The 25,838-nt window shown below is 65.9% G+C and carries 28 protein-coding genes and 1 tRNA gene; 15 read left to right on the forward strand and 14 right to left on the reverse strand.

The window, feature by feature from the left end; genetic code table 11:
- Positions 1–17 precede the first annotated feature (17 nt).
- Complete coding sequence (locus DOE79_RS19725; protein ID WP_245977031.1) at positions 18–740, forward strand: sirohydrochlorin chelatase; 723 nt, start codon at positions 18–20, stop codon at positions 738–740.
- Between the two features lie 60 nt (positions 741–800).
- On the opposite strand, the gene DOE79_RS19730 is transcribed toward DOE79_RS19725, so the two are convergent.
- Entirely contained in the window at positions 801–2,123 is a 1,323-nt protein-coding gene (locus DOE79_RS19730; protein WP_120339956.1) for an MFS transporter, read from the reverse strand.
- 263 nt (positions 2,124–2,386) lie between these two features.
- Positions 2,387–3,541: a TIGR04053 family radical SAM/SPASM domain-containing protein gene (locus tag DOE79_RS19735; protein WP_120339957.1), complete on the reverse strand. Its 1,155-nt coding sequence runs from the start codon at positions 3,539–3,541 to the stop codon at positions 2,387–2,389.
- A 675-nt stretch (positions 3,542–4,216) separates the two neighbouring features.
- On the opposite strand from DOE79_RS19735, the gene DOE79_RS19740 reads away from it, so the two are divergent.
- Positions 4,217–5,218, forward strand: a complete 1,002-nt coding sequence (locus DOE79_RS19740; RefSeq protein WP_162942860.1) for an SLAC1 family transporter — start codon at positions 4,217–4,219, stop codon at positions 5,216–5,218.
- 22 nt (positions 5,219–5,240) lie between these two features.
- Here DOE79_RS19740 and DOE79_RS19745 read toward each other — a convergent pair whose 3' ends face one another.
- Positions 5,241–5,798, reverse strand: a complete 558-nt coding sequence (locus DOE79_RS19745) for a TetR/AcrR family transcriptional regulator (protein WP_120339959.1) — start codon at positions 5,796–5,798, stop codon at positions 5,241–5,243.
- Positions 5,799–5,898: 100 nt separating this feature from the next.
- Here DOE79_RS19745 and DOE79_RS19750 point away from each other — a divergent pair, with 100 nt between their 5' ends.
- The 3 genes from DOE79_RS19750 to DOE79_RS19760 all read left to right on the forward strand — a co-directional run bounded on the left by DOE79_RS19750 (position 5,899) and on the right by DOE79_RS19760 (position 7,709).
- Positions 5,899–6,744, forward strand: a complete 846-nt coding sequence (locus tag DOE79_RS19750) for an SDR family oxidoreductase (protein WP_120339960.1) — start codon at positions 5,899–5,901, stop codon at positions 6,742–6,744.
- Between the two features lie 92 nt (positions 6,745–6,836).
- Positions 6,837–7,241 carry an ester cyclase gene (locus tag DOE79_RS19755; RefSeq protein WP_120339961.1) on the forward strand — a complete coding sequence of 135 codons (405 nt, stop codon included), beginning with the start codon at positions 6,837–6,839 and terminating at the stop codon, positions 7,239–7,241.
- A 30-nt stretch (positions 7,242–7,271) separates the two neighbouring features.
- Positions 7,272–7,709 carry a nuclear transport factor 2 family protein gene (locus DOE79_RS19760; RefSeq protein WP_120339962.1) on the forward strand — a complete coding sequence of 146 codons (438 nt, stop codon included), beginning with the start codon at positions 7,272–7,274 and terminating at the stop codon, positions 7,707–7,709.
- Between the two features lie 109 nt (positions 7,710–7,818).
- Here DOE79_RS19760 and DOE79_RS19765 read toward each other — a convergent pair whose 3' ends face one another.
- Positions 7,819–8,457 carry an HD domain-containing protein gene (locus DOE79_RS19765; protein WP_120339963.1) on the reverse strand — a complete coding sequence of 213 codons (639 nt, stop codon included), beginning with the start codon at positions 8,455–8,457 and terminating at the stop codon, positions 7,819–7,821.
- 194 nt (positions 8,458–8,651) lie between these two features.
- On the opposite strand from DOE79_RS19765, the gene DOE79_RS19770 reads away from it, so the two are divergent.
- From DOE79_RS19770 to DOE79_RS19795, 6 genes are all read left to right on the forward strand, one after another.
- Positions 8,652–9,587, forward strand: a complete 936-nt coding sequence (locus DOE79_RS19770; protein WP_245977032.1) for a GlxA family transcriptional regulator — start codon at positions 8,652–8,654, stop codon at positions 9,585–9,587.
- 109 nt (positions 9,588–9,696) lie between these two features.
- Positions 9,697–10,209 carry a Dps family protein gene (locus DOE79_RS19775; RefSeq protein WP_120339965.1) on the forward strand — a complete coding sequence of 171 codons (513 nt, stop codon included), beginning with the start codon at positions 9,697–9,699 and terminating at the stop codon, positions 10,207–10,209.
- A 115-nt stretch (positions 10,210–10,324) separates the two neighbouring features.
- A complete protein-coding gene (locus DOE79_RS19780) occupies positions 10,325–10,873 on the forward strand; it encodes a carboxymuconolactone decarboxylase family protein (protein ID WP_120339966.1) in 549 nt (182 codons plus the stop codon).
- A 211-nt stretch (positions 10,874–11,084) separates the two neighbouring features.
- On the forward strand, positions 11,085–11,927 hold the full coding sequence (locus DOE79_RS19785; RefSeq protein WP_120339967.1) for an alpha/beta fold hydrolase: 843 nt from the start codon (positions 11,085–11,087) through the stop codon (positions 11,925–11,927).
- 75 nt (positions 11,928–12,002) lie between these two features.
- A complete protein-coding gene (locus tag DOE79_RS19790; RefSeq protein WP_120339968.1) occupies positions 12,003–12,398 on the forward strand; it encodes a DUF302 domain-containing protein in 396 nt (131 codons plus the stop codon).
- Positions 12,399–12,403: 5 nt separating this feature from the next.
- Positions 12,404–13,819 carry an alanine--tRNA ligase-related protein gene (locus tag DOE79_RS19795; protein ID WP_120340454.1) on the forward strand — a complete coding sequence of 472 codons (1,416 nt, stop codon included), beginning with the start codon at positions 12,404–12,406 and terminating at the stop codon, positions 13,817–13,819.
- A 15-nt stretch (positions 13,820–13,834) separates the two neighbouring features.
- Here the strand turns inward: DOE79_RS19795 and DOE79_RS19800 are convergent, their stop codons facing one another.
- The 4 genes from DOE79_RS19800 to DOE79_RS19815 form a co-directional block, all read right to left on the reverse strand.
- Positions 13,835–14,764: a GlxA family transcriptional regulator gene (locus DOE79_RS19800; RefSeq protein ID WP_120340455.1), complete on the reverse strand. Its 930-nt coding sequence runs from the start codon at positions 14,762–14,764 to the stop codon at positions 13,835–13,837.
- A gap of 680 nt (positions 14,765–15,444) precedes the next feature.
- Positions 15,445–15,693: a rhodanese-like domain-containing protein gene (locus tag DOE79_RS19805; RefSeq protein ID WP_245977033.1), complete on the reverse strand. Its 249-nt coding sequence runs from the start codon at positions 15,691–15,693 to the stop codon at positions 15,445–15,447.
- A gap of 142 nt (positions 15,694–15,835) precedes the next feature.
- Entirely contained in the window at positions 15,836–16,162 is a 327-nt protein-coding gene (locus DOE79_RS19810) for a hypothetical protein (protein ID WP_120339970.1), read from the reverse strand.
- A gap of 49 nt (positions 16,163–16,211) precedes the next feature.
- On the reverse strand, positions 16,212–16,865 hold the full coding sequence (locus tag DOE79_RS19815; protein WP_120339971.1) for a DJ-1/PfpI family protein: 654 nt from the start codon (positions 16,863–16,865) through the stop codon (positions 16,212–16,214).
- A 112-nt stretch (positions 16,866–16,977) separates the two neighbouring features.
- On the opposite strand from DOE79_RS19815, the gene DOE79_RS19820 reads away from it, so the two are divergent.
- Positions 16,978–17,913: a GlxA family transcriptional regulator gene (locus DOE79_RS19820; protein WP_120339972.1), complete on the forward strand. Its 936-nt coding sequence runs from the start codon at positions 16,978–16,980 to the stop codon at positions 17,911–17,913.
- Positions 17,914–17,989: 76 nt separating this feature from the next.
- On the opposite strand, the gene DOE79_RS19825 is transcribed toward DOE79_RS19820, so the two are convergent.
- The 4 genes from DOE79_RS19825 to DOE79_RS19840 form a co-directional block, all read right to left on the reverse strand.
- A complete protein-coding gene (locus DOE79_RS19825) occupies positions 17,990–19,048 on the reverse strand; it encodes an ABC transporter ATP-binding protein (protein ID WP_120339973.1) in 1,059 nt (352 codons plus the stop codon).
- A complete protein-coding gene (locus DOE79_RS19830) occupies positions 19,045–20,616 on the reverse strand; it encodes an ABC transporter permease (RefSeq protein ID WP_245977034.1) in 1,572 nt (523 codons plus the stop codon). Before DOE79_RS19830 ends, DOE79_RS19825 begins: the two co-directional genes overlap by 4 nt.
- Before the next feature lie 41 nt (positions 20,617–20,657).
- Positions 20,658–21,713, reverse strand: coding sequence for an iron ABC transporter substrate-binding protein (locus DOE79_RS19835; RefSeq protein ID WP_120339974.1), 1,056 nt, complete (start codon positions 21,711–21,713; stop codon positions 20,658–20,660).
- 110 nt (positions 21,714–21,823) lie between these two features.
- Complete coding sequence (locus DOE79_RS19840) at positions 21,824–22,147, reverse strand: hypothetical protein (RefSeq protein ID WP_120339975.1); 324 nt, start codon at positions 22,145–22,147, stop codon at positions 21,824–21,826.
- Positions 22,148–22,420: 273 nt separating this feature from the next.
- Between DOE79_RS19840 and DOE79_RS19845 the strand changes: the two genes are divergently transcribed.
- Both DOE79_RS19845 and DOE79_RS19850 read left to right on the forward strand, forming a co-directional pair.
- On the forward strand, positions 22,421–23,731 hold the full coding sequence (locus DOE79_RS19845; protein ID WP_120339976.1) for a phosphoribosyltransferase family protein: 1,311 nt from the start codon (positions 22,421–22,423) through the stop codon (positions 23,729–23,731).
- Entirely contained in the window at positions 23,728–24,396 is a 669-nt protein-coding gene (locus DOE79_RS19850) for a phosphoribosyltransferase (RefSeq protein WP_120339977.1), read from the forward strand. Before DOE79_RS19845 ends, DOE79_RS19850 begins: the two co-directional genes overlap by 4 nt.
- 20 nt (positions 24,397–24,416) lie before the next feature.
- Here DOE79_RS19850 and DOE79_RS19855 read toward each other — a convergent pair whose 3' ends face one another.
- The gene (locus DOE79_RS19855) at positions 24,417–24,791 is read right to left on the reverse strand and encodes a YciI family protein (protein WP_120339978.1); all 375 of its coding nucleotides are present in this window, start codon (positions 24,789–24,791) and stop codon (positions 24,417–24,419) included.
- A 46-nt stretch (positions 24,792–24,837) separates the two neighbouring features.
- Complete coding sequence (locus DOE79_RS19860; RefSeq protein WP_120339979.1) at positions 24,838–25,476, reverse strand: MBL fold metallo-hydrolase; 639 nt, start codon at positions 25,474–25,476, stop codon at positions 24,838–24,840.
- Positions 25,477–25,665: 189 nt separating this feature from the next.
- On the opposite strand from DOE79_RS19860, the gene DOE79_RS19865 reads away from it, so the two are divergent.
- A tRNA-Glu gene (locus DOE79_RS19865) sits at positions 25,666–25,738 on the forward strand.
- Positions 25,739–25,838 lie beyond the last annotated feature (100 nt).

Here is a 25,838-nt window from a genome sequence, read left to right on the forward strand (position 1 = left end):
TGGCTGCCGAATCGGCTGTGAGGGTCGCCCCGCTCCTGCTGCTCGCCTCGCACGGCTCCCGCGACCCCGTCGCACAGCGCGCCGTGCTCCAGCTGGTGGCCGCGGCGACGCGCGGACTGGCCGCCGCGAGACCCGAGACCCCAGTAGTGGGCGGATTCGTTGACGTGCAGCAGCCGGATGTGCCGCAGTGCCTCGCCGAAGCCGAGCCCGGGCGAGACACTGTCCTCGTGCCGCTCCTGATCTCCGCCGGCTACCACGTGCGATTCGACCTCGCGAACGCCGTGGCAGACGCCGCGCCGCGCCGGGTCACCGTGACGGCCGCCCTCGGACCCGATACCCGGATCACGGCTATTGTGGCCCGCCGCCTCGCCGAATGCGGTCTCCGCGACGGGGACAGGGTGATTCTCGCCGCAGCCGGGTCCAGCGACGCGAACGCCGTGGCGGATTGCCACGCCGCGGGTGCGCAGCTCTCGGCGCTGCTGGATCGTGCGGTCACGGTCGCCTTCATCACCGCTGCGGAACCCCGCCTGCCGGAGGCTGTCGCCGATTCCCGCTCCGAATTTCCCGGGGCGCGTGTGGTTGTCGCCAACTACCTCCTCGCCCCGGGCACCTTCGCGGCCATGGCCCGGAGGGCGGGCGCCGACATCGTCAGCGAGCCCCTCCTCGTCGACGGTGAGGAACCTCCCGTCACTCTCGTGGACGTCGTGCTCGACCGCTACACCAGCGCCGCCGCCGAGTGACCCCACCACCCGCGGGGAGCGGGTGGTGTGAAACCACGGTACGCGCCGACCGTCGTTGCGCTAGCCGGGGTAGGGGGCGTTGGGACGCGCGTAGTAGACCCACGCCAACACCGTGCAGAAGACGCAGAACACGGCGCAACCGATGAAGAACGCGGTGGGACTGATCGCCGTGAGCGCGATGCCCACGATGAACGGACCGAACGCCGCGATCGCCGAGGTCCAGGCGATGGCGCCGCCAGCCTGACGCTTGGGGAAGATCATCGGCATCTGCTTGAAGGTGCCACCGTTGGCCAGGCCGGCGAAGAAGAAGATGATCAGCATGCCGGTGAGGAAGCCCCAGAACTCACCGACAGTGGACGGGGTGAGGAAGAAGGACGTGAGGATGGTGCCCACCACCATGCCGGCGCCGCCGACGAAGGTGAAGATCGCCCCACCGAACTTGTCGCAGAACGGGCCGCACGCGGCGCGCACGGCGGCGCCCACCACGGGGCCAATGAATGCGAACGCCAGCGGGTTGGGCGCATCCGGGAAATCACCGTAGACGTTGAGGATGATCAGGCCCATCTGGGCAGCCAGGCCGCTGTAGGCGCCGAAGCTCATCAGGTAGATGGCGGTCATGATCCAGGTGTGCTTGACCCGAAAGATGTCGATCTGCTGGGCGAAGTTGGCCGTGATCGGCACCCGACGCAGGTACAGAATCGAGAGCACCATGGCAAGCACGGCCCAGGGGATGAGCACCAGCCCACCATTGTGCAGCCACACGAGTTCCCCGTTGGCACTTGACTGCGGGGTCAGCGCGGCCGTGCCGAGCAGGCCGAAGCCCACCACCCAAGGCAGCAGCAGTTGGATCAGACCGATACCGAAGTTGCCCAGGCCCGCCTGCAGACCGAGCGCCGTACCGGCGAGGCGCTTGGGAAAGAAGTAGCTGGTGGACGCCATCAGGCCGGAGAACGCGCCGCCGCCGATGCCGGCCGAAAACGACAGGCACAGCAGCACCCAGAACGGGGTCGACGTGTCGCGCACGGCGAGGGTCCAACCGAGCATCGGAAGGATCAACAGCCCAGACGACATCGCCACCAGATTGCGGGTTCCCATGATGGGCGGAAGGAACATGAAGACCAGGCGCAGGATTCCGGCTGCCAGGCCGGGCAGCGCCACCAGCCAGTACAGCTGGCTCGACGAGAGCGAATAGCCGATGTCGTTGAGCCGAGGCGCGATCGCGCTCACCAGGTACCAGGAGGCGAACGCGAGGGTGAGGCTGAACGTGGTGATCCATAGCGTTCGCCAGGCGAGTTTGGAATCCCAGGTCTCTTCGTTCTCCGGGTCCCAGTTGGACAGGTCCGGTTCGAGACGGCTGCTAGCGGCGGTGGAAGCGGCTGACATGAGAGCTCCTGGTTTCCGTTGGATGTGAAAGCGCGCCCTGATGGTGTGCCCACGGTCAGCCTGACCGCCGCCGGAGAACCCGACAACGAGTGAACACCGTGAAAAATGATTAACGACCGATACGGCGATTGTCTGGGAAGTGGCGGGAACGGTAGTAGGCGGTGGCGAGGCCACTGATGCCAGCCCCGATGATGGCGACGGTGGTCGGCTCTGGCCGGGACTGTTCTGGCACTGGATGTCCTTTGGTTGCTGGCGGATTCGGGTTACGCGTGTGCGGGTTCATAGGCACAGCTGGGATCGGCGGCGAGTGGATCGCCCGTGACCGCGTACGCGTGCGACCGCGACCCACCGCAGACCGCCCGGAATTCGCAACGCCCGCACCGACCCCCGAAGTTGTCGGGGGAGCGCAGGTCCTGCAGAAGGTCTGCTCCGCGGTAGATGTCAGAGAACGGCTGGTCGCGCACGCAGCCGACCGCGATCGGCAGGAACCCGCTGGGGCAGACCATGCCGACGTGGTCCACAAAGGCGAAACCGCGACCGGAATTTACGTCGATCGGCGCCCTGGCCGCGCGGCGTTTCGGCTCCTCGCCGGTCAGCTGCGTGGCGGTTTCAACCCGAAGGGAGGCTCGCAGCGGGCCGACCGGGAACGCCGCATCGACATCCGTCACGGCCGCGCGTTGGATCGCAATACGACGGTGATGCGGTGCCTCGGTTGCCTTGATCGCTACGAGCTCGGAGACGTCGTGCATCCAGTGCAGTACTTCTTCCTCCTGCTCGGCGGTGAGGGCGTTCAGCAACGTGCCGCGCCCGGTCGGTACCAGGAAGAAGATGCTCCAGAGTGTGGTGCCGAGCTCGAGCACGGTCTTTAGAATGGCCGGCAACTCGTGTACGTTGTCGGCGGTCACGGTGGTGTTGATCTGGAGGCGGTAGCCCACCTCGCGTACTTGCCGGGCGGCGATCATGGTGTCGTCATACACCCCGGCTACGCCGCGGAAGGTGTCGTGGGTGCTGGCGGTCGCGCCATCCAACGACAGCGAGATGGCCTTCGCGCCGGCATCGTGCAGGTTGACGAGCACCTTGTTGGTGAGCTTCGGGGTGACCGAGGGGGAGAGGGCCATGCTCAGGCCGAGAGCGGTGCCGTGGGCGACGAGTTCGGGCAGGTCGGGGCGTTCGAAAGGATCGCCTCCGGTTGGTACGATCAGCGGGCGGGGTGTGCCGAAGGCGGCAAGGTCAGCGAGTAGTGCCTTGCCCTGCTCGGTGCTGAGCTCGAGGGGGTTGCGGCTGCGGATCGCATCGGCCCGACAGTGAGTGCAGACCAGCTGGCATGCGCGGGTGACCTCCCAGATGACGATGAAGGGCCGCTCGGCGGTGTCGTGATGCAGAAGGCGCACGGGGCGTTTGCGGGGTGAATCGGTCATGCGGAGTTCCTCGCTCAGGCGTCGGAGCCCCGGAAGTCACCGGTAGGTCGTGCCTGTGGTCGCGAGCTGCTTCGGGGATTCCGCTCAGCGTGGACTCGGGATCAATGTGATCTCCCTAATATCTAGCAGGATCATCCTTTCAAAGCGCGAGTCAAGTTCCGTGTTTAACCAGACGGTGACCGGACACCCCTGGAACAGGCGAGATTCGCGGGTGGACTGGTCGCCGCCGGTGGCCCCGTACATGCCGGCAGCGAGCGCTGCGCTGACCGACTCGATCCAGGCTTGACCCCTTCTATAGTTCGAGATGAGTGCGTTCCAATGTCGCAACACCAATCACCCGGGTACCGAACCCTCGCGTCTTTCAGCAGGATCACCCTGCTCTTCCACCTGCCTCTTTGCGCCGCTTGGTGAGCTCCTAAGCGCCGAGAACGAAGTAGAAGAAGTAAAATCTGCGGTCGGTCGCTCGTTCAAAATAGTGTCGGCGTGAAGGAGCGGTTGTCGTGAAGGGGTGGGGTGTCCAAAGGGGTACGCACTAGATTGACGTCAGACTTGTCCCCGGTGCCGGCTTGTGACAAAGGTCCTGGCTTACTCCGCGTACCGTAGACCTGTGGGATGCATGACGATGTGATGGGCAGGCCGCCCTCACGCCTGATCCGCCCGCGAGGAGACATGCGCATGACATCCGCCCCGCGGCTAACCGCCCGCGACGCCGCCCGGGCCCCCCTCAGTAGTCTCGGCATCCCGTTCGGGCTCTCCGGCCTCGCCGGCACCTGGACCATGGCCGGCGTGACCTCGCTCGCGCCTACGCTCATCGCCGAGGGGCTCTGGATACTCGCGGTCGCGGCATGGATCGCGGTCGTCGCGAACTACCTCTGGCGATCCCGCAACTGTGGTGGCAGCATCCGCGCCGACCTGCGCGACCCGGTGCAGGGGGCTTTCGCGTCGCTCGCCCCAACGTCGGCGATGCTCATCTGCACGCACTACTCGCAGCAGCTCCCCACGGCAGGACGGGTCGCCACGGCAGTATTCATGGCCTTCGGGCTCCTTTTCGGCGCCTGGTTTCTCGCCCAGTTGGCGTTGCGCGAGCGAAGCATCGACGCCATCCATGCCGGGTACCTGTTACCCACCGTCGCGGCGGCCTTCATCGTCGGGCAGAGCGCTGGCACTTTCGGCTGGACCCTCTTGGGCGAGGCCGCCATCGCCGTGGGCATCCTCTTCTGGCTGGTGCTCGGCACGATCATCCTGGCACGGATAGCGTTCCGACCGGTTCCGCCGGCCGCGCTCCTGCCGACGTTCGCGATCTTCTCTGCACCGCCGGCCGTCGCCGGCAACGCCTGGTTCGCGGTGAACGGCGGACGCATCGATCTGGTGGAGACGATGCTGCTGGGAACCTTCGTCGTGCTGATTCTCGTGCAATTGATGATGCTGGGCGCATACTGGCGACTGCCCTTCACCCTCGGGTTCTGGGCCTTCACCTTCACTGCTGCGTCCAGTGGAACCTACGCGGTGCACTGGCTCGCCTTGTGGGGCGGCCCCGGACACGCAGCGTGGGCCTGGCTCGCCATCGGACTGGTCACACTGCTTATCGGGAGTATCGCCGTACGATCCGCTGCATTGCTCGCCGCTCGTAACCGAACCAGCGTGCCCGGTGTCGGGCCGTCAGCGCAGCTGCTCTGAGCCGACACCCCGACTCGGTACGTTACTGAAGGGCGTCGATGACGGCCGCAACCCCGGTCATAAGCGAGGCGCGATGCTGCCGAAGACGCAGTTCTGCTGGTTCGTTCATGGATCGGACTGACGGGCTCGTTGTATTCCAGGCTTGCGCCATGGCGAGAGTAAGCATGAGAGCGTCCATGCCGCGGGTATCGTCGACGCCCATCGCTCGAGCGAGAGCCTGCGCTTTCGACACATGGGAGTTCAGTTCCATGTCTGTGGCGTCAGGCCGCTCTAGCTGTTTCCACTGCGTGAGTCGGACTAGTTCGGGATGCTCAACCATGTGGTCAAAGAGGGCGCCGATATAGCCCGTGAGGTCCTCCGGGGTATAGGGGACCAAGTCGGCCAGCACGCCCAGGCGGTCTTCCAGGACGGCGTCAAACAATCCCTCTTTAGAAGCGAAGTAGAGATAGATCGCCTGCTTGTTCGCGCCTGACTCTGATGCGATTCGGTTCACTCGCGCACCGGCAAATCCTCGATCGGCGAACTCCTCATATGCGGCATCCAGCAGGCGGGCGCGTGTTGCGGCGGAGTCGTAGGACATGCCCGAATTCTAAACCAAACGTTCGGTTGACATGAACGCACACAGGCTGTACGTTAAATAAACCATCCAGTTGGATTAGTGACTTTGCAGGGAGAGAAACATGAGAACGTGGCTCATCACGGGGGCGTCATCCGGAATCGGTCGTTCCGTTACGTCGAGATTGTTGGAGCAGGGGGACCGTGTGGCTGCGTTCGTTCGCCGGCCAGAAACCCTCAACGAACTGTCCGAGACGTACCCGGGGAAGCTGTGGGTGGCGCCGGTCGATGTCACCGACACGCGCGCCCTGCGCGACGCCGTAGACCGGGCATTCACTGATCTGGGAAAGATCGATGTCATCTTCTCGAATGCCGGAGCAGGAGCATTCGGAGCCGCCGAAGAGCTCGACGATATCGCGATCGAGCAACAGATCGCGCTCAACCTCGTCGCGCCGATCCAGCTCATCCGGGCCGTCCTCCCGCACCTCCGGGCCCAAGGTGGGGGTCGGATCATCCAGATGTCCACAATGGGTGGCCAGATCACCAGCACCGGAGGCAGCATGTATCACGCCTCCAAGTGGGGGATCGAAGGGTTCACCGAGTCGGTGATGGGCGAGGTCGCCCCGTTCGGCATCGGCATCACCCTGGTCGAGCCCGGAAATGTGCGCACCGCGTTTGGCGCGGCACTCACCATCGCCGCGCCCATCGAGGCCTACGCCGACACTCCCGTCGGCCACGTACGGCAGTACATCGAAGCTGCCGGTGGCAACCTCACCGGCGACGCCCTGGGAGACCCGGCCCGCGTCGCAGAAGCGATCATCGCCGTGTCGGTGCAGTCACCCGCCCCTGAGCGTCTGGTCCTGGGAAGCGACGCCTACTCGGCAATCCACGCCGCACTCACCTCCCAGCTCAGTCAACTCGATGCGGGCCGGGCGGTCTCCGAGAGCACCGACTTCCCCGCAAACACCTGAGCGGCAGCCGCACCCTAATCCGACGGGTACTCAGTGCCTGTGGGCTCAACCTGACCACACCAATACGACCAAGCACATCAAGGAGAAGCATCATGACAACCACGCCTGCTAAGACCATTGCCCGCGAATTCTGGGAGAGCTGGGGGCGCGGCGATCTGGACGCGACCTGGCGCCAGTACGTCGCGGACGATATCGTCATCCACCCGTCGTCGGGATACGAATTCACGCGGCAGAGTTGGTTGGAGGCCGAAAAAGCACTCCATGCCGCGTTCGAGGACATCAAGGTCACCGTCGTCGATCAGATCGAGGACGGCGACATGGTCGCGACCCGATGGGCCGTCACTGCCCGGCAGAGCGGAGAGTTCTTCGGCGTGCCCTCCAGCGGACGGACCGCCACCCTTACTGGAACCACCTTCGACCGCGTTCAGGACGGCAAACTCGCCGAGCACTGGGCCGAAGTAGGCGTTCCGCAGTTCCTCCAGCAGCTCTCCGCCTAGACCCACCCCTCGCTGAGAAAGAAGATCGACATGCCTCTAGAACAGATCGGCAGCCTCGTCGCTGATTCCGACCACATCCAACTCACGCGCCTCGCCCTCGAAGTCGCCTGGCGCGTCGACATCGGCCAAGCCGAAACGCTCCCGGAGCTCTTCACCGAAGACGGCTGGATCGCGACCCTGGGCGAACCCAACGTCGGACACGCCGCCATCCGCAGCTGGGGGCAGATGATGGACACGGATAGCCCCATACCCGGGGTACGCCACGTCCTGACAAACTTCCGGTTCACGGCTGAGGGACCTGACCAAGCTGTCGGCACGATGTACATCACCGCCTACTTGGCCGGGGCCCCGGAGGGGCAGACTACCGTCCCCTTCGCGATGGGCACTGGCACCGACCACTACCGCCGTACCGCCGACGGCTGGAAGGTCACCTCCCGAACCTTCACACCACATTTTCTCCGCGAATAACACGAACCCGTCGGGGGAGTGCGCCCCGCATAAGCCTCGATCCGCCGGTCAGTACGTGACCGGCGGATCGAGGCGAAGGACGTAGCCCGCCTAGTGTGAGTGTCTGGCGCTATTCGCTCCAGGCGGAGTCACGGATCACGTCGACGAAGTCGATGTGCCGGAAGTCGGCTCGAAAATGCTCCAGAACGTCGGCGTTGACGGTGCCGAAAGTTGTGTCCGGGCGGTCGGAAAAGCCGTCGAAAAACGCCTGCAGAATGCGCTTCTTGAAGTCCGGACGCGGATGCGCGGCCGTGATGGCGCCGATCTGGCTCTCTGAGAGCGAGCCGAGGTTGATCCCGAGCACATCGGCCTCAACCCCGGCCGTTGTCGCCGCGATCACCGGGCTCATCCGGTACGGAACTTCAGGCGTGGTGTGCAGGGCAATCGCGGTCCACACCTCATCCGCGTTGGCGTCGGAGATGCCGTGCGAGGTGAGGAACTCGCGGGCGTGCCCGGCACCATCCAATTCGAAGCGTTGGGTGACGTTCTTGTACGGGGCGACCAGTCCGAGATCGTGGAACAGCGCAGCGACATATAACAGCTCGGGTTCCGGCCTGATATTCAGCGCCTGCGCGCGCAGACTACCGAAGAGAAACACCCGGCGGGAGTGGTTGAAGATGAGTTCATTGGTCGTATCGCGCACCAATTCGGTGGCTTCGACGGCAAGGGAGCTGTCGGGAATGGCGATGCCGGCGATGGTCTGTGTCATGTGCTTCTCCTGGTTGGCCGGGCGACGCGATCATGCGGCGTCACGGGATTGTGTTGTACTTGCCTCAAGCGTGCCGACCCGCGGGCGTCCGCGCCCCACCGTGCGGGGCTCGAATCCCACTGAATCGGACATCTACGAAGGGCCTCTCCGTGTCTGCCGCACCTCATAGAGTCGGGATTCTCGTCTTCGACGGAATGAAACTTCTCGACATGGCTGGGCCCGCCGAAGTGTTCACTGAGGCGAACCTTTCCGGGGCGAATTACCGCATCAGCATGGTGTCCACCGACGGCAGCGATGTCCGATCCTCCATCGGCATGCGTGTGCCAGTCGATGCTTCCGCCAACGACGCCGGTCGTTTCGATACCATCCTGGTCGCGGGCGGCGAGGTGTTCCCGGCACGCCCCGTCCCAGAATCCCTCGCCGGCGCAGCGCTCCACCTTGCCGACAGGGCGTCGCGCACCGCGTCAATCTGCACCGGTGCGTTTGTCTTGGCGGCGGCAGGACTGCTGGACGGCAAGCGGGCGACCACGCACTGGAAGCACACTCGAGAACTCGCACTGCGGTATCCCGCAACACAGGTAGAACCCGATGCCATCTTCGTTCGGGATCAGAGTACATATTCATCCGCCGGAGTCACCGCCGGAATCGATCTCGCCCTCGCGCTGTTGGAGGAAGACGAAGGCGACGGACTCACCCGGACCGTCGCTCGCTCGTTGGTCGTTTACATGCAGCGCGCCGGAGGACAATCCCAGTTTTCCGCGACCCTGCAGGGCCCGGCGCCCCGCACGGCCTTGCTGCGCGGTGTCGTGGACATTGTGAACGCCGACCCGGCCGCCGAGTACACCGTGACCCGGCTGGCGGCGATCGCGCAGGTGAGCCCACGCCACCTCACCCGTCTCTTCCATGACGAACTCGGGACCACTCCGGGCAGGTACGTCGAGCTGATCCGCTTCGATAAGGCCAAGGCGTTGCTGGATACCGGAATGAGCGTCACGGATGTGGCCCAGTACTCGGGCTTTGGCACATCCGAGTCGCTCCGGCGTGCCTTCATCGCTCACCTGGCGATCCCACCGTCTAAATATCGAGGCCGGTTCTCCCCGATGTCGGGAACGATAAAACCTGCCGCCTGAGCACTTCTGGTCAGTTGTCCCAAACCGTTGGCTTCATGTCTGCCCTGGCGGGGCGGGTCGTCGCAGCGGTCGCAAAACTGGGGTACCGCTTCAGGAAGGAAGCCACCAGATGCCCAACGCCCAGAACCAGCACATCGTCGACATCCCGCTGTCGAGCACCCCACGATTCATCGCCAGCGGCACCCTGCTGAGCAGTCTGCAGTCGGTGCTCGTGGATCTGATCGAACTGAACCTCCAGGGCAAGCAGGCGCATTGGAACGTCGTCGGGCCGAACTTCCCCGACGTGCACCGGCAGCTCGACGTGATTGTGTCGACGGCCCGGGACGCCGCGGACGGCGTAGCCGAGCGCATGCGTGCGGTTGGCGGAATTCCCGACGGGCTGAGCTCGACGGTGGCCGAGACGACCGGACTGCGGGCCTATCCTCGGGGCGAGGTGACCACTCGGCAGACAATCGACCTCATCTCGGAACGCATCTACACCATCGTGGCAAATGCCCGCGCCGTGCACTCAGCCGTCGACGACGAGGATCCGGTGTCCGCGGACCTGCTCAACGGCACGATCGCCCAGCTCGAGCAGCACGCCTGGTTGTTGTCGTCCGAGAACCGCACGCCGAGCTTGTGAACCGGCCGGCCTGACACCGGCCGCAGTCCCGTTGACCTCGGGCGGATGCTGATCGCTCCGACGATTGCCGCATTTTTCATTCACCCATCAACCATCAGAACCATTGGAGCTCCACATGACGGTCACCACCGCCACCCTCGCCCCCATCCAGCCCGAGGACGCCACGGGCGTCGCCAAAGACCTGCTCGCGCAGGTGCAGAAGGGCCTCGGCCGCGTGCCGAACATGACCAAGGTCATGGCGAACAGCCCCGCACTTCTCAAGAGCTACCTCGCTTTGTCTGCCGCCGTGGGCTCCGGCACCCTTCCGGCCGCCGTTCGTGACCGCCTCGCGATCGCGACCGCCCAGCTGAACGGATGCGAATACTGCCTCTCCGCACACACCTACATCGGCAGCAACGTGTCGAAGGTGACCGCCGATGAACTCGATTCCGCACGACGCAGCGACTCGACCAACCCCCACGTTGCCGCGCTGCTGACGCTTTCCAGCGCGATCGCGGAGAATGCCGGGGATGTGGCTGAGGACACGATCGCGAAGGCCCGCGAAGCCGGGGTGACGGACCAGGAGATCGGGGAACTGGTGGCTAATCTGGCGTTGAATGTGCTGACGAACTACTTCAACGTCCTGGCCCGGGTCGAAAACGACTGGCCCGTTGTGGCGTTATAGGCGGATACCGGTGCCACGGGCTTCGTCAGCTCAAAACTTCGATGTTGCGTCGCACTACAGGCAGCTACATCGAATTGGAATCATGTCCGTATTCGAGGGCAGTCTGGCCGGAGACGCGGGGCGGCTGAGGCCGGGCATCTTCAGACTGAATATACGGCCCGACCCAGAGCGGGCCACAGCGAGAACCTTTCTTCTAGCGGATAGGAACACCATGTCAGTCATCACCGTCGGCACCGAAAACAGCACGTCGATCGACCTGTACTACGAAGACCACGGCAGCGGCCAGCCTGTCGTGCTCATCCACGGCTACCCTCTCAGCGGGGCCTCGTGGGCACCGCAGACCCGTGCACTTCTCGAGGCAGGTTACCGGGTGATCACCTATGACCGCCGCGGTTTCGGCAAGTCCAGCCAGCCGAGCGAGGGCTACAACTACGACACCTTCGCCGCCGACCTCGACGTTGTCCTCACGACCCTCGACCTCAAGAACGTGCTGCTCGTCGGCTTCTCCATGGGCACTGGCGAGGTCGGCCGGTACACGGCGACCTATGGCACCGACCGCCTGGCGAAGATCGCGTTTCTGGCGCCGATCGAGCCGTTCCTGCTCAAGACCGACGACAACCCCACCGGGCTCCCGCAGGAGGTTTTCGACGGCATCGCTGCGGGCGCGCAAGCTGACCCGTACGCGTTTTACACGTCGTTCTATGAGAACTTCTACAATCTCGATGAGAACCTCGGCACCCGCGTGAGCCCCGAGGTCGTTCAGGGGAGCTGGAACGTCGCAACCGGCGGTTCGCTGATCGCGGCCTACGCTGTCGTGCCGTCCTGGCACGAAGACTTCCGCGGCGATATCGAGAAGATCCGCGCGACCGGGATTCGCAGCCTGATCATGCAGGGTGTGCTCGACCGCATCCTCCCGATCGACGCGACCGGGCGCGCCTTCCACAAGGCGTTCCCCGAGAGCGACTACGTGGAGATCGAAGGCGGGCCACACGGCTTCGGCTGGAGCCACGCCGCCGAGGTCAACGAAAACCTGCTGCGCTTCCTCGCGAGCTAGTACTGCAGTGTTCCGCCGTCGGAAAGGCGGCGGGACACTGGAGCGCGACACATTGACTTTGAGGAGAACGCGCCGATGGGCGAGGAACTGAAAACACTACGGGTGCATGGCAGCGTCGCTGACGCGACCGCTCGACTCCGCGAGCTGTTGGAGCGACGAGGCGTGGCAGTGCTCGCGATCATCGATCACGCCGCAGGAGCGCGGGCGGTGGGCCTGGAGCTAGCCGATGAAGTCGTCGTGTTCTTCGGCGACCCGGCCGTGGGTACGGGGGTGATGCAGGACGATCCGAGAGCCGGAATCGATCTCCCGCTTCGGATGCTGGTCTGGGACGACAACGGTTCCACGTACATCGGCTACCGTGACCCGCACGTGCTCTCCGACCTGTTCGACCTCGACATCCATCGCGACGTGCCGGCGAAGCTGAGCGGATTCATGGAACGACTTGCACACGATCTGTCGGCCGAGCAGTGACCGCCATGGACGCCGACGACATTCGAGCAGCGTTCCTCACCCATATGGAGAGCACCGGACACGAACGCATCCCCAGGTCGAGTCTTGTCCCGACGGACCCGACCACCTTGTTCACCGGCAGCGGTATGCAGCAGCTGCTTCCCGTCCTTCTCGGCGAACCTGATCCGCGGGGCACCAGGCTCACCGATAGCCAGCCCTGCTTTCGAGCCCAGGACATCGACGAGGTCGGAGACGAGCGACACACGACCTTCTTCGAGATGCTGGGCAATTGGAGCGTCGGCGACTACTTCAAGCAGCATCAGATCGACACCTTCTTCCGATTCCTCACCGACGTCGTCGGTCTCGACCCACATCGCCTGTATGTCACCTGCTTCATCGGTGACCCTCACCACAACATCCCCCGAGATGACGAGGCCGCTCTCATTTGGCAGGCAGCATTCGCGTCACGGGGTATCGACGCCGGAATCGCGCAGATCGGTTCGGCTGCCGCGGGAGATGCCCGAGGGATCATGGGGAACGAACGCATCTTCTTCTACGATGCCGACGAGAATTGGTGGAGTCGCGGCGGGAATCTCTCGTCGACACCCATCGGCGACCCGTGTGGACCCGACAGCGAAGTCTTCTACGACTTCGGCCCGCAGCACCAGGATCCGAGCTACGGACTTGCCCATCCGGCGAGCGACGGAGGCCGGTTCCTCGAGATCGGGAATCAGGTCTTCATGCAGTATCAGCGTGAAGAGAACGGTACTTTCTCTCCGCTGAACCGGCGAATCGTGGATTTCGGCGGCGGGCTGGAACGCATCGCCGCCGCCGCCCTGGGCGTACCCGACGTGTACGCGGTCAGCGTGCTCGCACCGTTGCTCAAGGTCGTCGAAATGCTGTCCGACACCACCTACGCGGCTGCCCCCGGGCCCATGCGCGTGATAGTTGACCATGTGCGAGGAGCGTACTTCTTGGCGGTCGACGGCGTCATACCCGCGAACAAAGAACGAGGCTACGTGATGCGACGGTTGATTCGTCGAGCCATCACAACCGCGAGAACAATCGGGCTGCGCGAGCAGTTCTTCGCGCCCCTCGTCGCGGAACTGGGCGCCATCTACGCGCGGGCGTATCCGGAAACAGTGGAGCGTGGGGACGCGATTCTCGCGACTCTGCGCCGGGAGGAGAAGGCGTTCCGCCGGACACTCGACGGCGGCCTGCGCGCGCTCGCTCGGTTTCAGGGCAGAACGCTCACCGGGGCCGACATTTTCATGCTCTCCGACACTTTCGGATTTCCTCCAGAGATCACCATCGAGGAATCGGAGAAGTTGAACATTGCGGTGTCGAAGGACTGGGACCTCGTCTACCGGCGCGCACTGCAGGAACAGCGAGAACGTTCACGGGCCTCGTCAAAGCTCGGCGCTGAGAACATGCCGCAATAGAGCCAATTGACGGCGCTACCGCCGAACCTTCACGGCGGCCGAGGAGAAACGTCCTCGGTACTTGGACGGCGGGATAGCGAGGTGCAGCACAAAGGCTCGCCTCAACGTCTCGGAACTGCCGAATCCCGAAGCCTCGGCGGCTTCGGTGACACTTCGCCCGTCATCGAGCAGCTGCTTTGCCCGGTTCAAACGGGTGACCTCGACGTACTTTCCAGGGGTCATTCCCAACTCTGCTTGGAACAGGCGAGAGAGATGGCGAGGGCTAATCCGGGCGATCTCCGCAAGGACACTGGTCGAATACTCGGCGGCAGGATCGGCTCTCACCACGTCGATGACGGTGCGGAGTAGCGATGCACGCGGCACCTGCTCTACCGTCGCTCCGGAGAACTGTGACTGGCCGCCGTCTCGCTGCAGATAGACGACCAGCGAGCGTGCGACGTTTCTCGCGAGCTCCACCCCTTCGTCCTCCTCGAGGAGAGCCAGAGCGAGATCGATTCCCGCAGTCACGCCAGCCGACGAATACGTACTGTCGTCCTTCACGAAGATCGCATCAGGTTCCACTCGAATGCCGGGGTAGCGAACGGCCAACTCTGCGGCGTGCTGCCAGTGCGTCGTCGCTCGTTTGCCCTCGAGCAGCCCGGCCGCTGCCAAGACGAATGCGCCCGTGCAGATTGACCCCGTTCGAGTCGCCCGCTGCGACAAATCGAACGCACCGGATGCCAGACTGTCCGAGACGGGACCAGCGGGGAAGACTTCACCGCCGGCGACGAGTACTGTGTCGAAGCTTCCCGCGTCTGAAGCGGCGAGGTCGACAGGGAGGGCCAGGCCCATTGAGGTACGCACGTCGCGTCCATCGATGGAAACCATGCTGATCCGGTAGTGGCCGCCGAAATTGTTTGCTTCTGCGAATACCTCAGCAGGCCCGGCAAAATCGAGGAGTTTCATCCCGTCGAAGACGAGGATTCCGACGGTGTGTGGATATGGAGTCACGCGACGTCCCTTCGATACCTCGTCGATGTCGGGGCATCGGCTTCAGCCGCGTCGGCTGCGCGATGATGGAAAGTAAAGCACATCCGGGCTCGACGGGTGAATAATCTGGCGAGGACGAGAGCAATGAGCTGGCGTCAAGACTCAGCCGTGCGATACCAAGCTCCCTGAGATGCCTCTGCTGACTGCTTCGAGCCGCGGTGCAGTGGAACGCCATGACTCTGGTTGCGAACTGGGGGTCGTGCTGAAGGTCACGATGCGGGACATGGGAGGGCGCGCCACCCCTTACAAATCGTGACCAGAAACGAACCAGGTACCTCGCTGCGTGACCAGAATTAGCCCGTATTCGACCGTGCCAGCGCGTGCACTTGACCCCATGAAAACCGCGGAAATCCGCGGAAGTCCGCCGCAGTTGCGGGGGAGTGGCACAGCCGAGATCGCTATCATTTGTTGTTGGTTCGAGTCGAGGTACCCCAGCACAAGGTAAATCCCTGCTCAGGCGGTTTTTTTGCGTATAGGATCTGTCCCGCATCGATGCCTGCCGCACCCGGATATGGCCAGGTAACCACACTCCGGCCGTTTTCCGAAAGCGCCGGTCTGGCGCAGCGGCGGATCGAGAAAGACAGTGGGCCCGTCTCTCAGTACGTGTCGAGCGGGCCCTCGATGGAGCGCCAGCCGATCAGCCCGCGGGACATGCTGGCCGCTTCGAAGCCGAGTTCGATGAGCATGTTCGCGGCTCCCGTGGACGGGAGCCCGCCCGTGCAGAAGGCGATCAGCAGGCGGTCCTCGGGAAGCTCGAGGGCGCGAGCGGACAATTCGGCGAGCGGGATGTGCACCGATCCGGGGATGTGCGTGCGCGCCCATTCCCGATCGCCACGGACGTCCACAATGACCGCGCCCTCGGCCACGGCCTGTTGAGCGGCCTCAGCGGTCAGTGCAGGCGGACGTCGGAAGAACGGGCCGGCCCTCACCGGCCGGCCCGGCGTCGGATACGACGTGCGGCCCGAACCGCCCGGATGGTCGTTTCGGTCATCGAGCCGGATCGCGGGTGCCCGACACCGCGGTTCGCGGCAGTCTGCCGGCCCGCGAGTGCCCCGTCATACGTTCATCGTCGACCACGACGTCGAAGTCGAGGTTGAGCCTCAGCGGGGTGGTGATGGTTTGCGACCAGGTGACGTGTTCGCCATCAGCTGTCGACTCTGTGCGGATGTCGCGGAGCGGGATGGCGGGTCCACCGTCTCCGCCGACGGCGCTGCCGGTCCAGGTGCCCTCCACGTTGTCGAAGGTCATGGTGGCGTGCATCGTGCCGATCGGGGTGCGCATGGAGAGTCTCCAGGTGCCGGGAAGGGTGCTCATAAGAGTGTCTCTTTCTTGGTGCGGGATGTCGTCGTGGTCGGGGTCTCGATCAGACGGTGAGTGCGGCATGGCCCTGCGCCCGCCACACCGTGCCGCGACGCTCGTACTCGAAGAGTTGCTCAACGGCGTACGCGATGCGCGGGCCGAACTCACGCTCGAGGAGGTACAGGGCCAGATCCAGCCCGGACGTGACGCCGCCGGCGCTGACGAGGTTGCCGTCGTCGACGACCCGGGCCCGCACCACGGTTGTGCCCGTTGCCTCCAGCACGTCATTGCCCAGAGTGTGTGTCACAGCCGTGCGTCCCTCGAGCAGGCCCGCCATCGCCAGGGCAAGCCCCCCGCCGCAGACGGTGGCGACGAGCGTGTCGGGCGCCGCGAACGCACGGCGGATCAGGTCGGGGAGGGCGGTGCCCGCGAGGCCCGCGAGGATGACCGGGATGGTCCTGACCAGATCGGGGTCGCCCACGGTCGGACCGGAGGCGCCCGGGAGGATCACCATGCCGGGTGCCTCGGGCTCCAGGACATGCGTGGCGTTGAGTTCGAGGCCTCGGGTCCCGCTGGTCACGGGGCCGGCCGATTCGAGGCCGACGAGGCGAACGTCGATCGCCCCACCCAGGGCATCCGACCCCGCACTGAGCACCTCGAACGGTGCGATGACATCGAGCGGGTCGAACCCGTCGAAGAGAATGATCTGCGCAAGCATGGCGAGTCCTTTCGGTGATGCTGTCGACGGTACGGGGACGCCGGGTCGGCCACGAGTGGCGGATAAGACAACATTCGCCAGGATCTCGCCAATGACGGACTAGGGTCGCAGCATGCACCGAATCGTTGTTCTTGCGCTCGACGACGTCATCGCGTTCGACCTGTCCACCCCGGTCGAGATCCTGGGGCGGGTGGTCGACGACGACGGCATGCCGCTCTATCGGGTTCGCGTGGCAGGTCCCGCCGAGTCCGTGCGGTCGGGCCCCATGCGGATCGGCGTTCCCCACCGGCTCACGGAGCTGACGGATGCCGACACGGTCATCATCCCCGGGCGAAGTGACCCCACCGCCCAGCTCGACGACGACACGATCGCCGCCCTGCGGGATGCCGCGTCCCGCGGCACCAGGATCGCATCGATCTGCGTCGGTGCGTTGGACCTCGCGGTCACCGGGCTTCTCGATGGGTTGCGCGCCACCACGCACTGGCGGGCGGCCGGGCTGCTCGCCGCCCGGCACGAGAAGGTCGAGGTCACGCCGAACGCGCTGTTCGTCGACAACGGGCAGATCCTCACGTCGGCCGGAGCCGCAGCCGGCATCGACCTCTGCCTGCACCTCGTCGCCCAGGACTTCGGCGCGGCGGTGGCCGCCGACGCCGCCCGCACGACCGTGGTGCCGCTCACACGCGAGGCCGGCCAGGCGCAGTACGTCAAGGACGACACCCTGGGCGATTCAGGCCTCACCTTCGCGCTGCGGTGGATCGACGAGCACGCCCGGCAGCCGATCACCGTCGCTGATATCGCGGCGGCGGCATCGGTCAGCACCCGGACGTTGAACCGGCGTTTCCTCAACGAACTGCGCCTTCCGCCGTCCCGCTGGCTGGCGCGTGCCCGAGTGCGCATCGCCCAGCAACTCCTCGAGACGACCGAGTACCCGATCGAGCGCGTGGCCGCCGAGTGCGGCCTGGGGTCGACCTCCAACCTCCGTGCCCGGTTCACCGAGATCGTGGGCACCAGCCCCAGCCGATACCGGCGCGCGCTGACCGTGCAGTGACCGTGCGGTGACCGTGCACTGACCGCTATCCGGGATCGCTGGGGTGATCGGGCCGTCCGACCAGCCGGCGGCCGAGTCAGCCGGCAGTCGAGTAGACGCCGACCGCGCCTGTGGCGGTCAGGGCGACGGCGGTGCCGACCGTGTAATCATCCGGTTGGGCGGTCATGAGGTCGAAGGTGAGCACCGAGTCGGCGGCAACGCCCAGATCGGTCAGTCGAAGGTCGAGTCGCACGGTCGACCCACTGAACGACGAGCGCACGATCACAGCGTTGGTGCGCACCGGGTTCAGGTCGAGACTCAGTTGGGTCGGGCGCAGCAGGGCGCGGGCCCCGGTGCCGCCGCCACGGTGGTCGTGGGCGACGGTCAGACGCCCGAGCGCGCTATCGGCGACGGTGCCCTGCACGTGGCATGGAACAAAAATGGCGTCGCCGAGGAAGACCGCGGTCTCTGACGTCGACGGGTTCTGGAAGACGTGGATAGGTGAGCCGGCCTGGTCGATCCGGCCCCCGGAGATCACCGCGATCTGCTGGCCGAACGACAGCGCCTCGGCCTGGTCGTGCGTCACGAGGACCGTCGTGGTGCCGGTGTGTTCCAGCGCCTCCACAACCGCGTGCCTGGTCTGGCTGCGCAACCCTGCGTCCAACGCGCTGAACGGTTCGTCGAGCAGCAGGATACGTGGTTCGGGAGCCAGCGCCCGAGCCAGCGCCACGCGCTGTTGCTGCCCTCCCGACAGCTCATGTGGGTAGCGCTGCAAGAGATGCTTGTCGAGGCCGACGAGCTCGGCGGCGACCTCCGCCTCGTGACGCAGCCGCTGAGGGCCACGCAGACCGAAGTGGATGTTCTGTGCCACCGTCAGGTGAGGAAAAAGGGCCCCGTCCTGGGCGACGTACCCGATGCCGCGGCGATGGGCGGGCACGAACACTGAATCATCGGAGACCAGCGAATTGTCGATGCGCACACTGCCGGCATCCGGTCGATCGAAGCCCGCGATCAGCCGGAGCAGCGTGCTCTTGCCGCTCCCGGAGGCGCCCACCACGGCCAGGCGGCTGCCCGCCTCCAACGACAGTGAGACGTCGCGCAGTACGGGCACGCCGCCAAGGTCCTTGGAGACTCCTGAGATGGTGAGGGACGTCATCCGCGCTCCCGCTTTCTGGACTGGGTGAAGAGAATCGCAACCGCAGGTGCGGCGAGCAGGATCAGCAGTACGGCGTAGGGTGCCGCGTTCGCGTAGGCCACCGACGAGCTCGCCGACCAGAATTGTGTGGCCAAGGTCCTGGTGCCGTTGGGCGCCAGGAGAAGGGTTGCGGTGAGCTCGTTGGCGGCTCCGAGACCGACCAAGGCGGCGCCGGCGCCGATGGACGGCAGGATCAGCGGAAGCGTGACGTGGATCCGGGCGGCGAGCGGCGAGCGGCCGAGCGCTCGTGCGGCCTCCTCGAGAGCGACCGGCGCCTGTGCGAGGCCCGACCGCAGGCTGACCAGTGCGCGCGGCATGAAGATGACGACGTACGCGAATATGACAGTCCACGTCGTTTGGTACAGCGCCGGTACCGTGCGCAGGGTCACTGTGACCAACGCCAGCGCGACGATGATCGCCGGCAGGCTGCTGGACACATAGGTGGCGCCCTCGAGGACCCGAGCCATCCGTCCGGGATGACGCACCGCGAGCCAAGCCACCGGCAGCGCCACGGCAATCGCGGCTGCAGCGCCGCCGCCGGCCAGGAACATCGTCTGCAGTACGGCGGTGCCCAGCTCCGGTTGGGCCCAGGAAGCCGCTCCGCCGGCGACCAGCCACCGGGTGAGGCTTGCGAGGGGGACACCGAGGGACAGCGCCACCAGCACGCCGAGGGCGGCCACGGCGAGGGGCGCGAAGGCGCCCAGCGGCAGGCGCACTCCCGGACGGCCGCTGCCGGAGCCGACCTTGGCATATCGGGCGTGACCTCTGGTCGATGCCTCGAGAACCAGGAGCACCAGACAGATCATCGCCAGCACGACGCCGAGCGCGCTGGCCGCGGGTCCGGCGAACGTTGACTGGTACTGGACGACGATGGCGGTGGTGAACGTGTCGAAGCGGATGAGGGCGAAGGCGCCGTACTCGGAGAGGAGATGCAGCGCGACCACGAGCCCGCCACCCCAGATCGCCAATTTCAGCTGGGGGAGGACCACGGTGAAGAACACTTTCCAGGTACCGTGCCCCAGGCTGCGTGCCGTCTCTTCGAGTGCCGGGTCGAGTCGGCGGATGGTCGTGGCCGCGGGCAGGTAGACCAGGGGGAAATACGCCAGTGTCGCCACCAGCAGGCCCCCGCCGAGGCCCCCGATCGACGGAACGGCGCTCACCCAGCCGTAGCTGCTGACGAAGGCCGGCACGGCGAGTGGCGCGGCGAGGAGCACCGCCCACAGACGTCGGGCCGGAAGGCGCGTGCGTTCCACCAGCCAGGCCCCTCCGACGCCGATGGAGACGCACAAGGGAACGCCGATGGCCACCAGAAGTACCGAATTGACCAGAAGCTCACCGACCTTGGGCCGGAAGATCAGCGGCGCCAGAGTGGGCCAGCCAACCTGGGCCACAACCGAGACGACGAAGCCGACGGGAATCAGCAGTGCAACGACGATGACGCACACGAGAGCGAGCAGCAGGGGGGAGGGCCTCGAGCCGGGGCTCGCGATCCGCCTACGCTGCCCGCTCGGGGCCGTCGACGTGGTCACGTTGTCTATCCTCTCGCCCCGACGAGGCTACCTGATGCCGGTTAGAGGATCCCGGCTTCGGTCATCAGGTCGGTCACCTTGGTGCTGTTCAGCGTGGCAGGGTCCACCAGGGGGGCTTCCAGGGAGTCCAGCGCGGGCAGCGCCGGGTTCGGCGTCACGTCGCTGGCGACCGGGTACTCGAAACTCGTGCCGGTCTGCAGGATGCTCTGGCCGGTCTTTCCTGTGATGAACTTCAGAAAGGCCTGCGCCGCTGCCTGGTTCTTGCTCGACGCGAGCACGCCGCCACCGGAGACGCTCACGAATGCCCCCGGGTCCTCGTTCTTGAAGTAGTGGAGAGCCGTGTTCGCGCTGTTCTCCTTCGTTCCGGCCTGGTCGATGTACCAGTAGTAGTGGTAGATCACGCCCAGCGGGATCTCGCCGGCGTTGACCGCCTTCATCACCGTGCTGTTGCCCTTGTACTCGACGGAGTTCGTCTTCATCGCGGTGAGCCACGCCGCCGTGGCGTCGGCGCCCTTCAACTCGAGCATCGCCGAGACGATGGCCTGGAAGTCGGCGCCGCTGGGCGACGCGGCCCATCGACCCTTCCAAGCCGGGTCGGCAAGGTCTTCCAGTGATGCCGGCAACTCCGCTTCGGTGATCAGCGCAGGGTTGTAGACCACGACGGTCGAGCGCGCGGCGATTCCGGTCCACGTTCCGGTGGACGGCTTGTAGGCATCCGGCACCTGGTCGAGCACGTCGGCGTCCAGATCGGCGAACAGACCGGCATTGTCGACGAGCGACATCGCGGGCGAGTTCTCGGTGAGGAACACATCGGCCGGGGATGCCGCGCCCTCGGCGATGATCTGGTTGCCAAGCTCGGAGTCCGACCCGTTCCGGAGAGTGATAGTGACCCCGGTCTCCGCGCTGAACTCGTCGGCCCATTCCTGGGTCAATTCCTCATGCTGGGCGTTATAGACCGTCAGGCTCGAGCCGGCCAGCGAATCGCCGGCGGCCGACGTCGAGGGCGTGGTCCCGGCGGATGTGGCACATCCAGACAAGGCCACAAGAACTGAGGTGGCTGCGGCGACGGCGACGATCGTGGAAGGCGGAATTCTCATGGGTTCCTTGCTGGAAGAGCGAAAAACGAACAATAGGGAAGCCTACCCTAACTCGCTCCACGCCTTGACTCCCGGTGGCATCAGTCCGCCGTCGAGGGCGTTCCCACGTTTCAGCCGTATTCGGCGAACGCCGATGCCTCCGAGTACGTCAGATCGCGGGGAGCCGCCAGGGTGCGCATGCGATCACGCAGGTAGGCGACGGTCTTGACGGTGTCCGGTTCCCGCGCCACGGATTCTTCCGGCACGCTGATCAGCTCGCTACGGGGTCCCACCACGACCCGCACGACCATCTCGTCGCCGGCACTGTTGACCGCCGGCAGATCGAGCAGCTCCGAGTCGTGGCCGGTCGGGAAGGTGACGACCAGCTCCAGGAGCGCATCCGCGGCCCCATCCGTGGTCAGGAACGAATCTCCGCAATACGAAATTCTCTTCATGGTCGTACCGGTTCCTTGCCTGGTCGACACGAATCCGCCGAGGCTGACGGCAACCTGACGCGGACGCCTCGAATCAGGCGGAGCGCCAGGAGGTGTGTCATCGGTCACAGCCGTCAGGAACGGATGCGGTCCTCTCCCGAGGGACCGACTGTCGATGCGTCACGCTACCAGGGGCGGGGCACCCACCGCTGTCGGCGCAAAAGGGGACCTCGCCCGGAGGGGCGCCACCGTGGGCGACTAGCGGCCGGCGGGTTCCCGGGCGATCATGGCCGGATGGTGCACTTCACTGATCGAGTGCAGGCCGGGCGTCTGTTGGCTCGGCAGTTGCTCTCCCTGCGCGACCAGGACGTCGTCGTTCTCGGCATTCCGCGCGGGGGAGTTCCGGTAGCGTTCGAGGTCGCCTCGGCGCTCGACGCCCCGCTGGACGTGATCGTGGTGCGGAAGCTCGGCGTGCCATTCCAGCCCGAATTCGCGATGGGCGCCATCGGCGAGGGTGGCGAGGAGCTCGTCGACGAATCGATCGTGGCGCTCACCGGCGTCACCGACGCGGAGGTTGAGGCGGTCGAGGTGCGCGAACGCGTCGAGCTCGACGCCCGGGTGGCCCGCCTCCGGCCCGGCCGTGACCGGATTGACCTGCAGGGGCGCACGGTCGTGATCGTCGACGACGGGGTCGCCACCGGCTCCACCGCCCAGGTGGCCTGCGACGTGGCCCGGCGACTCGGCGCCGAGCGCGTGATCCTCGCCGCCCCCGTGATCGCCGCCAGCACGCTGCCGAATCTCACCGGGGCCGACGACATCGTCTATGTGGATGCGCCGGAGTCGTTCTGGGCGGTCGGGCAGTTCTACTCCGATTTCTCGGCCACCGAGGACGACGATGTCGCCCGGCTGCTGGAGGAAGCGCACCGGCGGATGGCCGGTCGTGCCGGGCCCGAAGCGACGCCCGGCGCCGATACGGATACCGACCTGGATATCCCGCTGTCCGACGTGACCCTGCGCGGCCACCTGCACCTGCCCGCCTCCCCGAGCGCTGTGGTGCTTTTCGCCCACGGCAGCGGCAGCAGCCGGCACAGCCCGCGCAATCAGTACGTGGCCGAAGTGCTGTTCCGGGCCGGGCTCGGTACGCTCCTGTTCGACCTGCTCACCCCGGCCGAGGAGCTCGACCGCGCCAACGTGTTCGACATCGACCTGCTCGGCGGGCGTCTGAGTGCGGTCACCCGGTGGCTGACCGCCCGCGCCGATGCCTCCGGATGCCGCGTCGGCTACTTCGGAGCCAGCACCGGTGCCGCCGCGGCGCTGTGGGCGGCCGGCGAGCCGGACCTCGAGATCGGAGCGGTGGTGTCCAGAGGGGGCCGACCCGACCTGGCCGGCGACAGGCTGCCGCAGGTCACGGCGCCGACCCTGCTCATCGTCGGCGGTGCCGACCTCACGGTGCTCGAGCTCAACCGGGACGCGCAGCGACTCCTCCATTGCGAGAACCGGCTGGCCGTCGTGCCCGGGGCAGGCCATCTCTTCCAGGAACCGGGCACCCTGGGCGAGGCCGCCGACCTGGCCGCCGAGTGGTTCGCCCGCCACCTGCTGCCATGACCCTCTTCACCGATCGGGCGGATGCCGGCCGGCAACTGGCCCGGCTCCTCCAGGGTCTCAGGGGCCACAACATCGTGGTGCTCGGACTGCCACGCGGGGGAGTGCCCGTGGCGGTCGAGGTCGCCCGGGCGTTGCACGTACCCCTGGACGTGATCGTCGTGCGCAAGCTCGGTCTGCCCCTCGACCCTGAGGTGGCGATGGGTGCCATCGGGGAGGAAGGGGTGCGTGTGCTAAACCCGCGCGTGCTGACCCTCGCCGAGGTCACCGAGGCTCAGATCCACGCCGCCGAACGGCGCGAACGCGCGGTGCTCGACGCCCGGGTCGAAGAATTGCGTCGTGGCCGGGCCCGGCTGGACCTGACCGGCCGCACCGCTCTGATCGTCGACGACGGTGTCGCCACGGGGTCCACCGCCCGCGCGGCGTGCCGGGTGGCGCGCCACCTGGGCGCCGAGCGCGTGATCCTGGCCGTGCCCGTCATCGCCGCCCAGGCGGAGGGAGAACTTCAGAGACCCGCAGGGGAGGCGGCCGACGAGGTCATCGCCGTCGCAGCGCCGTTCGGGTTCGCCGCCGTCGGACAGTACTACCGCCGTTTCGACCCCACCGAAGACGCCGAGGTGACGGCGCTGCTCGCCCGGGCGGCGGACGGCCGCGACGACACCGACTGAGCAGGGGTTCAGTATCCGGTTCAGTGCTCGCGCCAGCGTCCCTCCCGGAACGACACCGCGGCCTGGCGCACCTCGACCACGGCGTAGAGGGCCGCCGGGCACTTCTCGGCCCAGGCCAGCGCGGCGGCGCGATTCGGCACGTCGATCACAAAACAACCGGAGAGCGTCTCGACCGCGTCGAGGTAGGCGCCGTCCCTGACCTCCCGGCTCCCGCCGCGGAGGGTCACCGTGGTGGACTCCGCGGCGGGCCGGAAGATGTCCGCCGCAACCAGCGCACCGGACTCCTGGAGCGACGCGGCGTAGGCGTCGAACAACTCGCGGAACGGCGGCAGCTCCTCCTCGGAGACGTCGCCCTCCCCGCTCTCGGCCTTGATGATGAGCAACGAGAAGCGCATGAGATCTCCTTCGATCCGAGCAGCGGTCAGGTGGTGCGTGGCGCGGTTACAGGTCGAGCGTTTCGTGCGGTTCGAGAGGGAAGAAAGTGCCGCCGTTCTGCTCGGTGGCGGCCTTGATCCGGGAGTTTGAGAGGTCCTTGCCGCTTCGCGACAGACCCATCTCATGGGTGGGGAAGCTACGCAGCGGCTTGACCGCGAGCACGTAGTCGATGACCTCGGCGATCTTCAACCATGGTGCACCGGCCGGTACGGCAAGGGTCTTGACCTTCACACCCTCTGGGATCGTGAACGAGTCTCCCGGGTAGAACAGCTCGTCGTTGACGAGCACGCCCACGTTGTCGATCACCGGTATCGACGAGTGGATGACGGCGTGCTTCTCCCCGAAGAACCGGAGCGTGAACGGACCCGCCTCGACGGTGTCGCCGGCGGACACGACAGTCACGGGGATATCGCCGGCGGCTGCGGCAACGCCGGCGGGGCCGTAGATGGGAACGCCCGGGTTCATGGCTGTCACCCGGTTCAGCTGTTCAGGCGTCCAGTGATCGGCATGCTCGTGCGTGATCACCACGGCCGCCGCATTGGCCGTTTCGGTGAGCGCTGTGGTGAACGACCCCGGGTCGATGAACAGCTTCTGCCCGGAGGCTTCGAGGACGAGTGCGGCGTGCTCCAGTTTGGTCAACTTCATGTTCCGAGCTAATACCCAAACAGGGGTGTGGACAACGCGCGACACGCGCATCCTGTGAGCACCCGCAGCCCGGTGCAGCACTCTGTCAGGCCCCGCGGATACGTGCACGTGCGCGGCGCGACGCGCGGACACGCCACTCGATTTGAACTGAGTATCCAGGATGTGGCATACTCGTGAAGTTGCAAAAACGGCCCCATCGTTTAGCGGCCTAGGACACCGCCCTCTCACGGCGGTAACACCGGTTCGAATCCGGTTGGGGTCACAAACGCCCGGTCTCCTTCTTCGAAGGGGGCCAGGCTTTTTTGTATCCGGGAGTGGGACGTTCGGCCCTGTCGTTGCTGAAAAATGGCTGGGAGTCTAGA

This window comes from Cryobacterium soli (assembly GCF_003611035.1).
Taxonomy (GTDB): domain Bacteria; phylum Actinomycetota; class Actinomycetes; order Actinomycetales; family Microbacteriaceae; genus Cryobacterium; species Cryobacterium soli.

Bases quoted from the DNA above. Each gene is read 5' to 3' on its own strand.
- DOE79_RS19790 (WP_120339968.1), top strand. From the start codon at position 12,003: ATGGGCGAGGAACTGAAAACACTACGGGTGCATGGCAGCGTCGCTGAC.
- DOE79_RS19775 (WP_120339965.1), top strand. From the start codon at position 9,697: ATGCCCAACGCCCAGAACCAGCACATCGTCGACATCCCGCTGTCGAGC.
- DOE79_RS19795 (WP_120340454.1), top strand. From the start codon at position 12,404: ATGGACGCCGACGACATTCGAGCAGCGTTCCTCACCCATATGGAGAGC.
- DOE79_RS19765 (WP_120339963.1), bottom strand. From the start codon at position 8,457: ATGACACAGACCATCGCCGGCATCGCCATTCCCGACAGCTCCCTTGCC.
- DOE79_RS19740 (WP_162942860.1), top strand. From the start codon at position 4,217: ATGACATCCGCCCCGCGGCTAACCGCCCGCGACGCCGCCCGGGCCCCC.
- DOE79_RS19780 (WP_120339966.1), top strand. From the start codon at position 10,325: ATGACGGTCACCACCGCCACCCTCGCCCCCATCCAGCCCGAGGACGCC.
- DOE79_RS19845 (WP_120339976.1), top strand. From the start codon at position 22,421: ATGGTGCACTTCACTGATCGAGTGCAGGCCGGGCGTCTGTTGGCTCGG.
- DOE79_RS19810 (WP_120339970.1), bottom strand. From the start codon at position 16,162: ATGAGCACCCTTCCCGGCACCTGGAGACTCTCCATGCGCACCCCGATC.
- DOE79_RS19860 (WP_120339979.1), bottom strand. From the start codon at position 25,476: ATGAAGTTGACCAAACTGGAGCACGCCGCACTCGTCCTCGAAGCCTCC.
- DOE79_RS19820 (WP_120339972.1), top strand. From the start codon at position 16,978: ATGCACCGAATCGTTGTTCTTGCGCTCGACGACGTCATCGCGTTCGAC.
- DOE79_RS19840 (WP_120339975.1), bottom strand. From the start codon at position 22,147: ATGAAGAGAATTTCGTATTGCGGAGATTCGTTCCTGACCACGGATGGG.
- DOE79_RS19815 (WP_120339971.1), bottom strand. From the start codon at position 16,865: ATGCTTGCGCAGATCATTCTCTTCGACGGGTTCGACCCGCTCGATGTC.
- DOE79_RS19850 (WP_120339977.1), top strand. From the start codon at position 23,728: ATGACCCTCTTCACCGATCGGGCGGATGCCGGCCGGCAACTGGCCCGG.
- DOE79_RS19760 (WP_120339962.1), top strand. From the start codon at position 7,272: ATGCCTCTAGAACAGATCGGCAGCCTCGTCGCTGATTCCGACCACATC.
- DOE79_RS19770 (WP_245977032.1), top strand. From the start codon at position 8,652: ATGAAACTTCTCGACATGGCTGGGCCCGCCGAAGTGTTCACTGAGGCG.
- DOE79_RS19755 (WP_120339961.1), top strand. From the start codon at position 6,837: ATGACAACCACGCCTGCTAAGACCATTGCCCGCGAATTCTGGGAGAGC.
- DOE79_RS19855 (WP_120339978.1), bottom strand. From the start codon at position 24,791: ATGCGCTTCTCGTTGCTCATCATCAAGGCCGAGAGCGGGGAGGGCGAC.
- DOE79_RS19825 (WP_120339973.1), bottom strand. From the start codon at position 19,048: ATGACGTCCCTCACCATCTCAGGAGTCTCCAAGGACCTTGGCGGCGTG.
- DOE79_RS19785 (WP_120339967.1), top strand. From the start codon at position 11,085: ATGTCAGTCATCACCGTCGGCACCGAAAACAGCACGTCGATCGACCTG.
- DOE79_RS19745 (WP_120339959.1), bottom strand. From the start codon at position 5,798: ATGTCCTACGACTCCGCCGCAACACGCGCCCGCCTGCTGGATGCCGCA.
- DOE79_RS19735 (WP_120339957.1), bottom strand. From the start codon at position 3,541: ATGACCGATTCACCCCGCAAACGCCCCGTGCGCCTTCTGCATCACGAC.
- DOE79_RS19750 (WP_120339960.1), top strand. From the start codon at position 5,899: ATGAGAACGTGGCTCATCACGGGGGCGTCATCCGGAATCGGTCGTTCC.
- DOE79_RS19730 (WP_120339956.1), bottom strand. From the start codon at position 2,123: ATGTCAGCCGCTTCCACCGCCGCTAGCAGCCGTCTCGAACCGGACCTG.
- DOE79_RS19800 (WP_120340455.1), bottom strand. From the start codon at position 14,764: ATGAAACTCCTCGATTTTGCCGGGCCTGCTGAGGTATTCGCAGAAGCA.
- DOE79_RS19835 (WP_120339974.1), bottom strand. From the start codon at position 21,713: ATGAGAATTCCGCCTTCCACGATCGTCGCCGTCGCCGCAGCCACCTCA.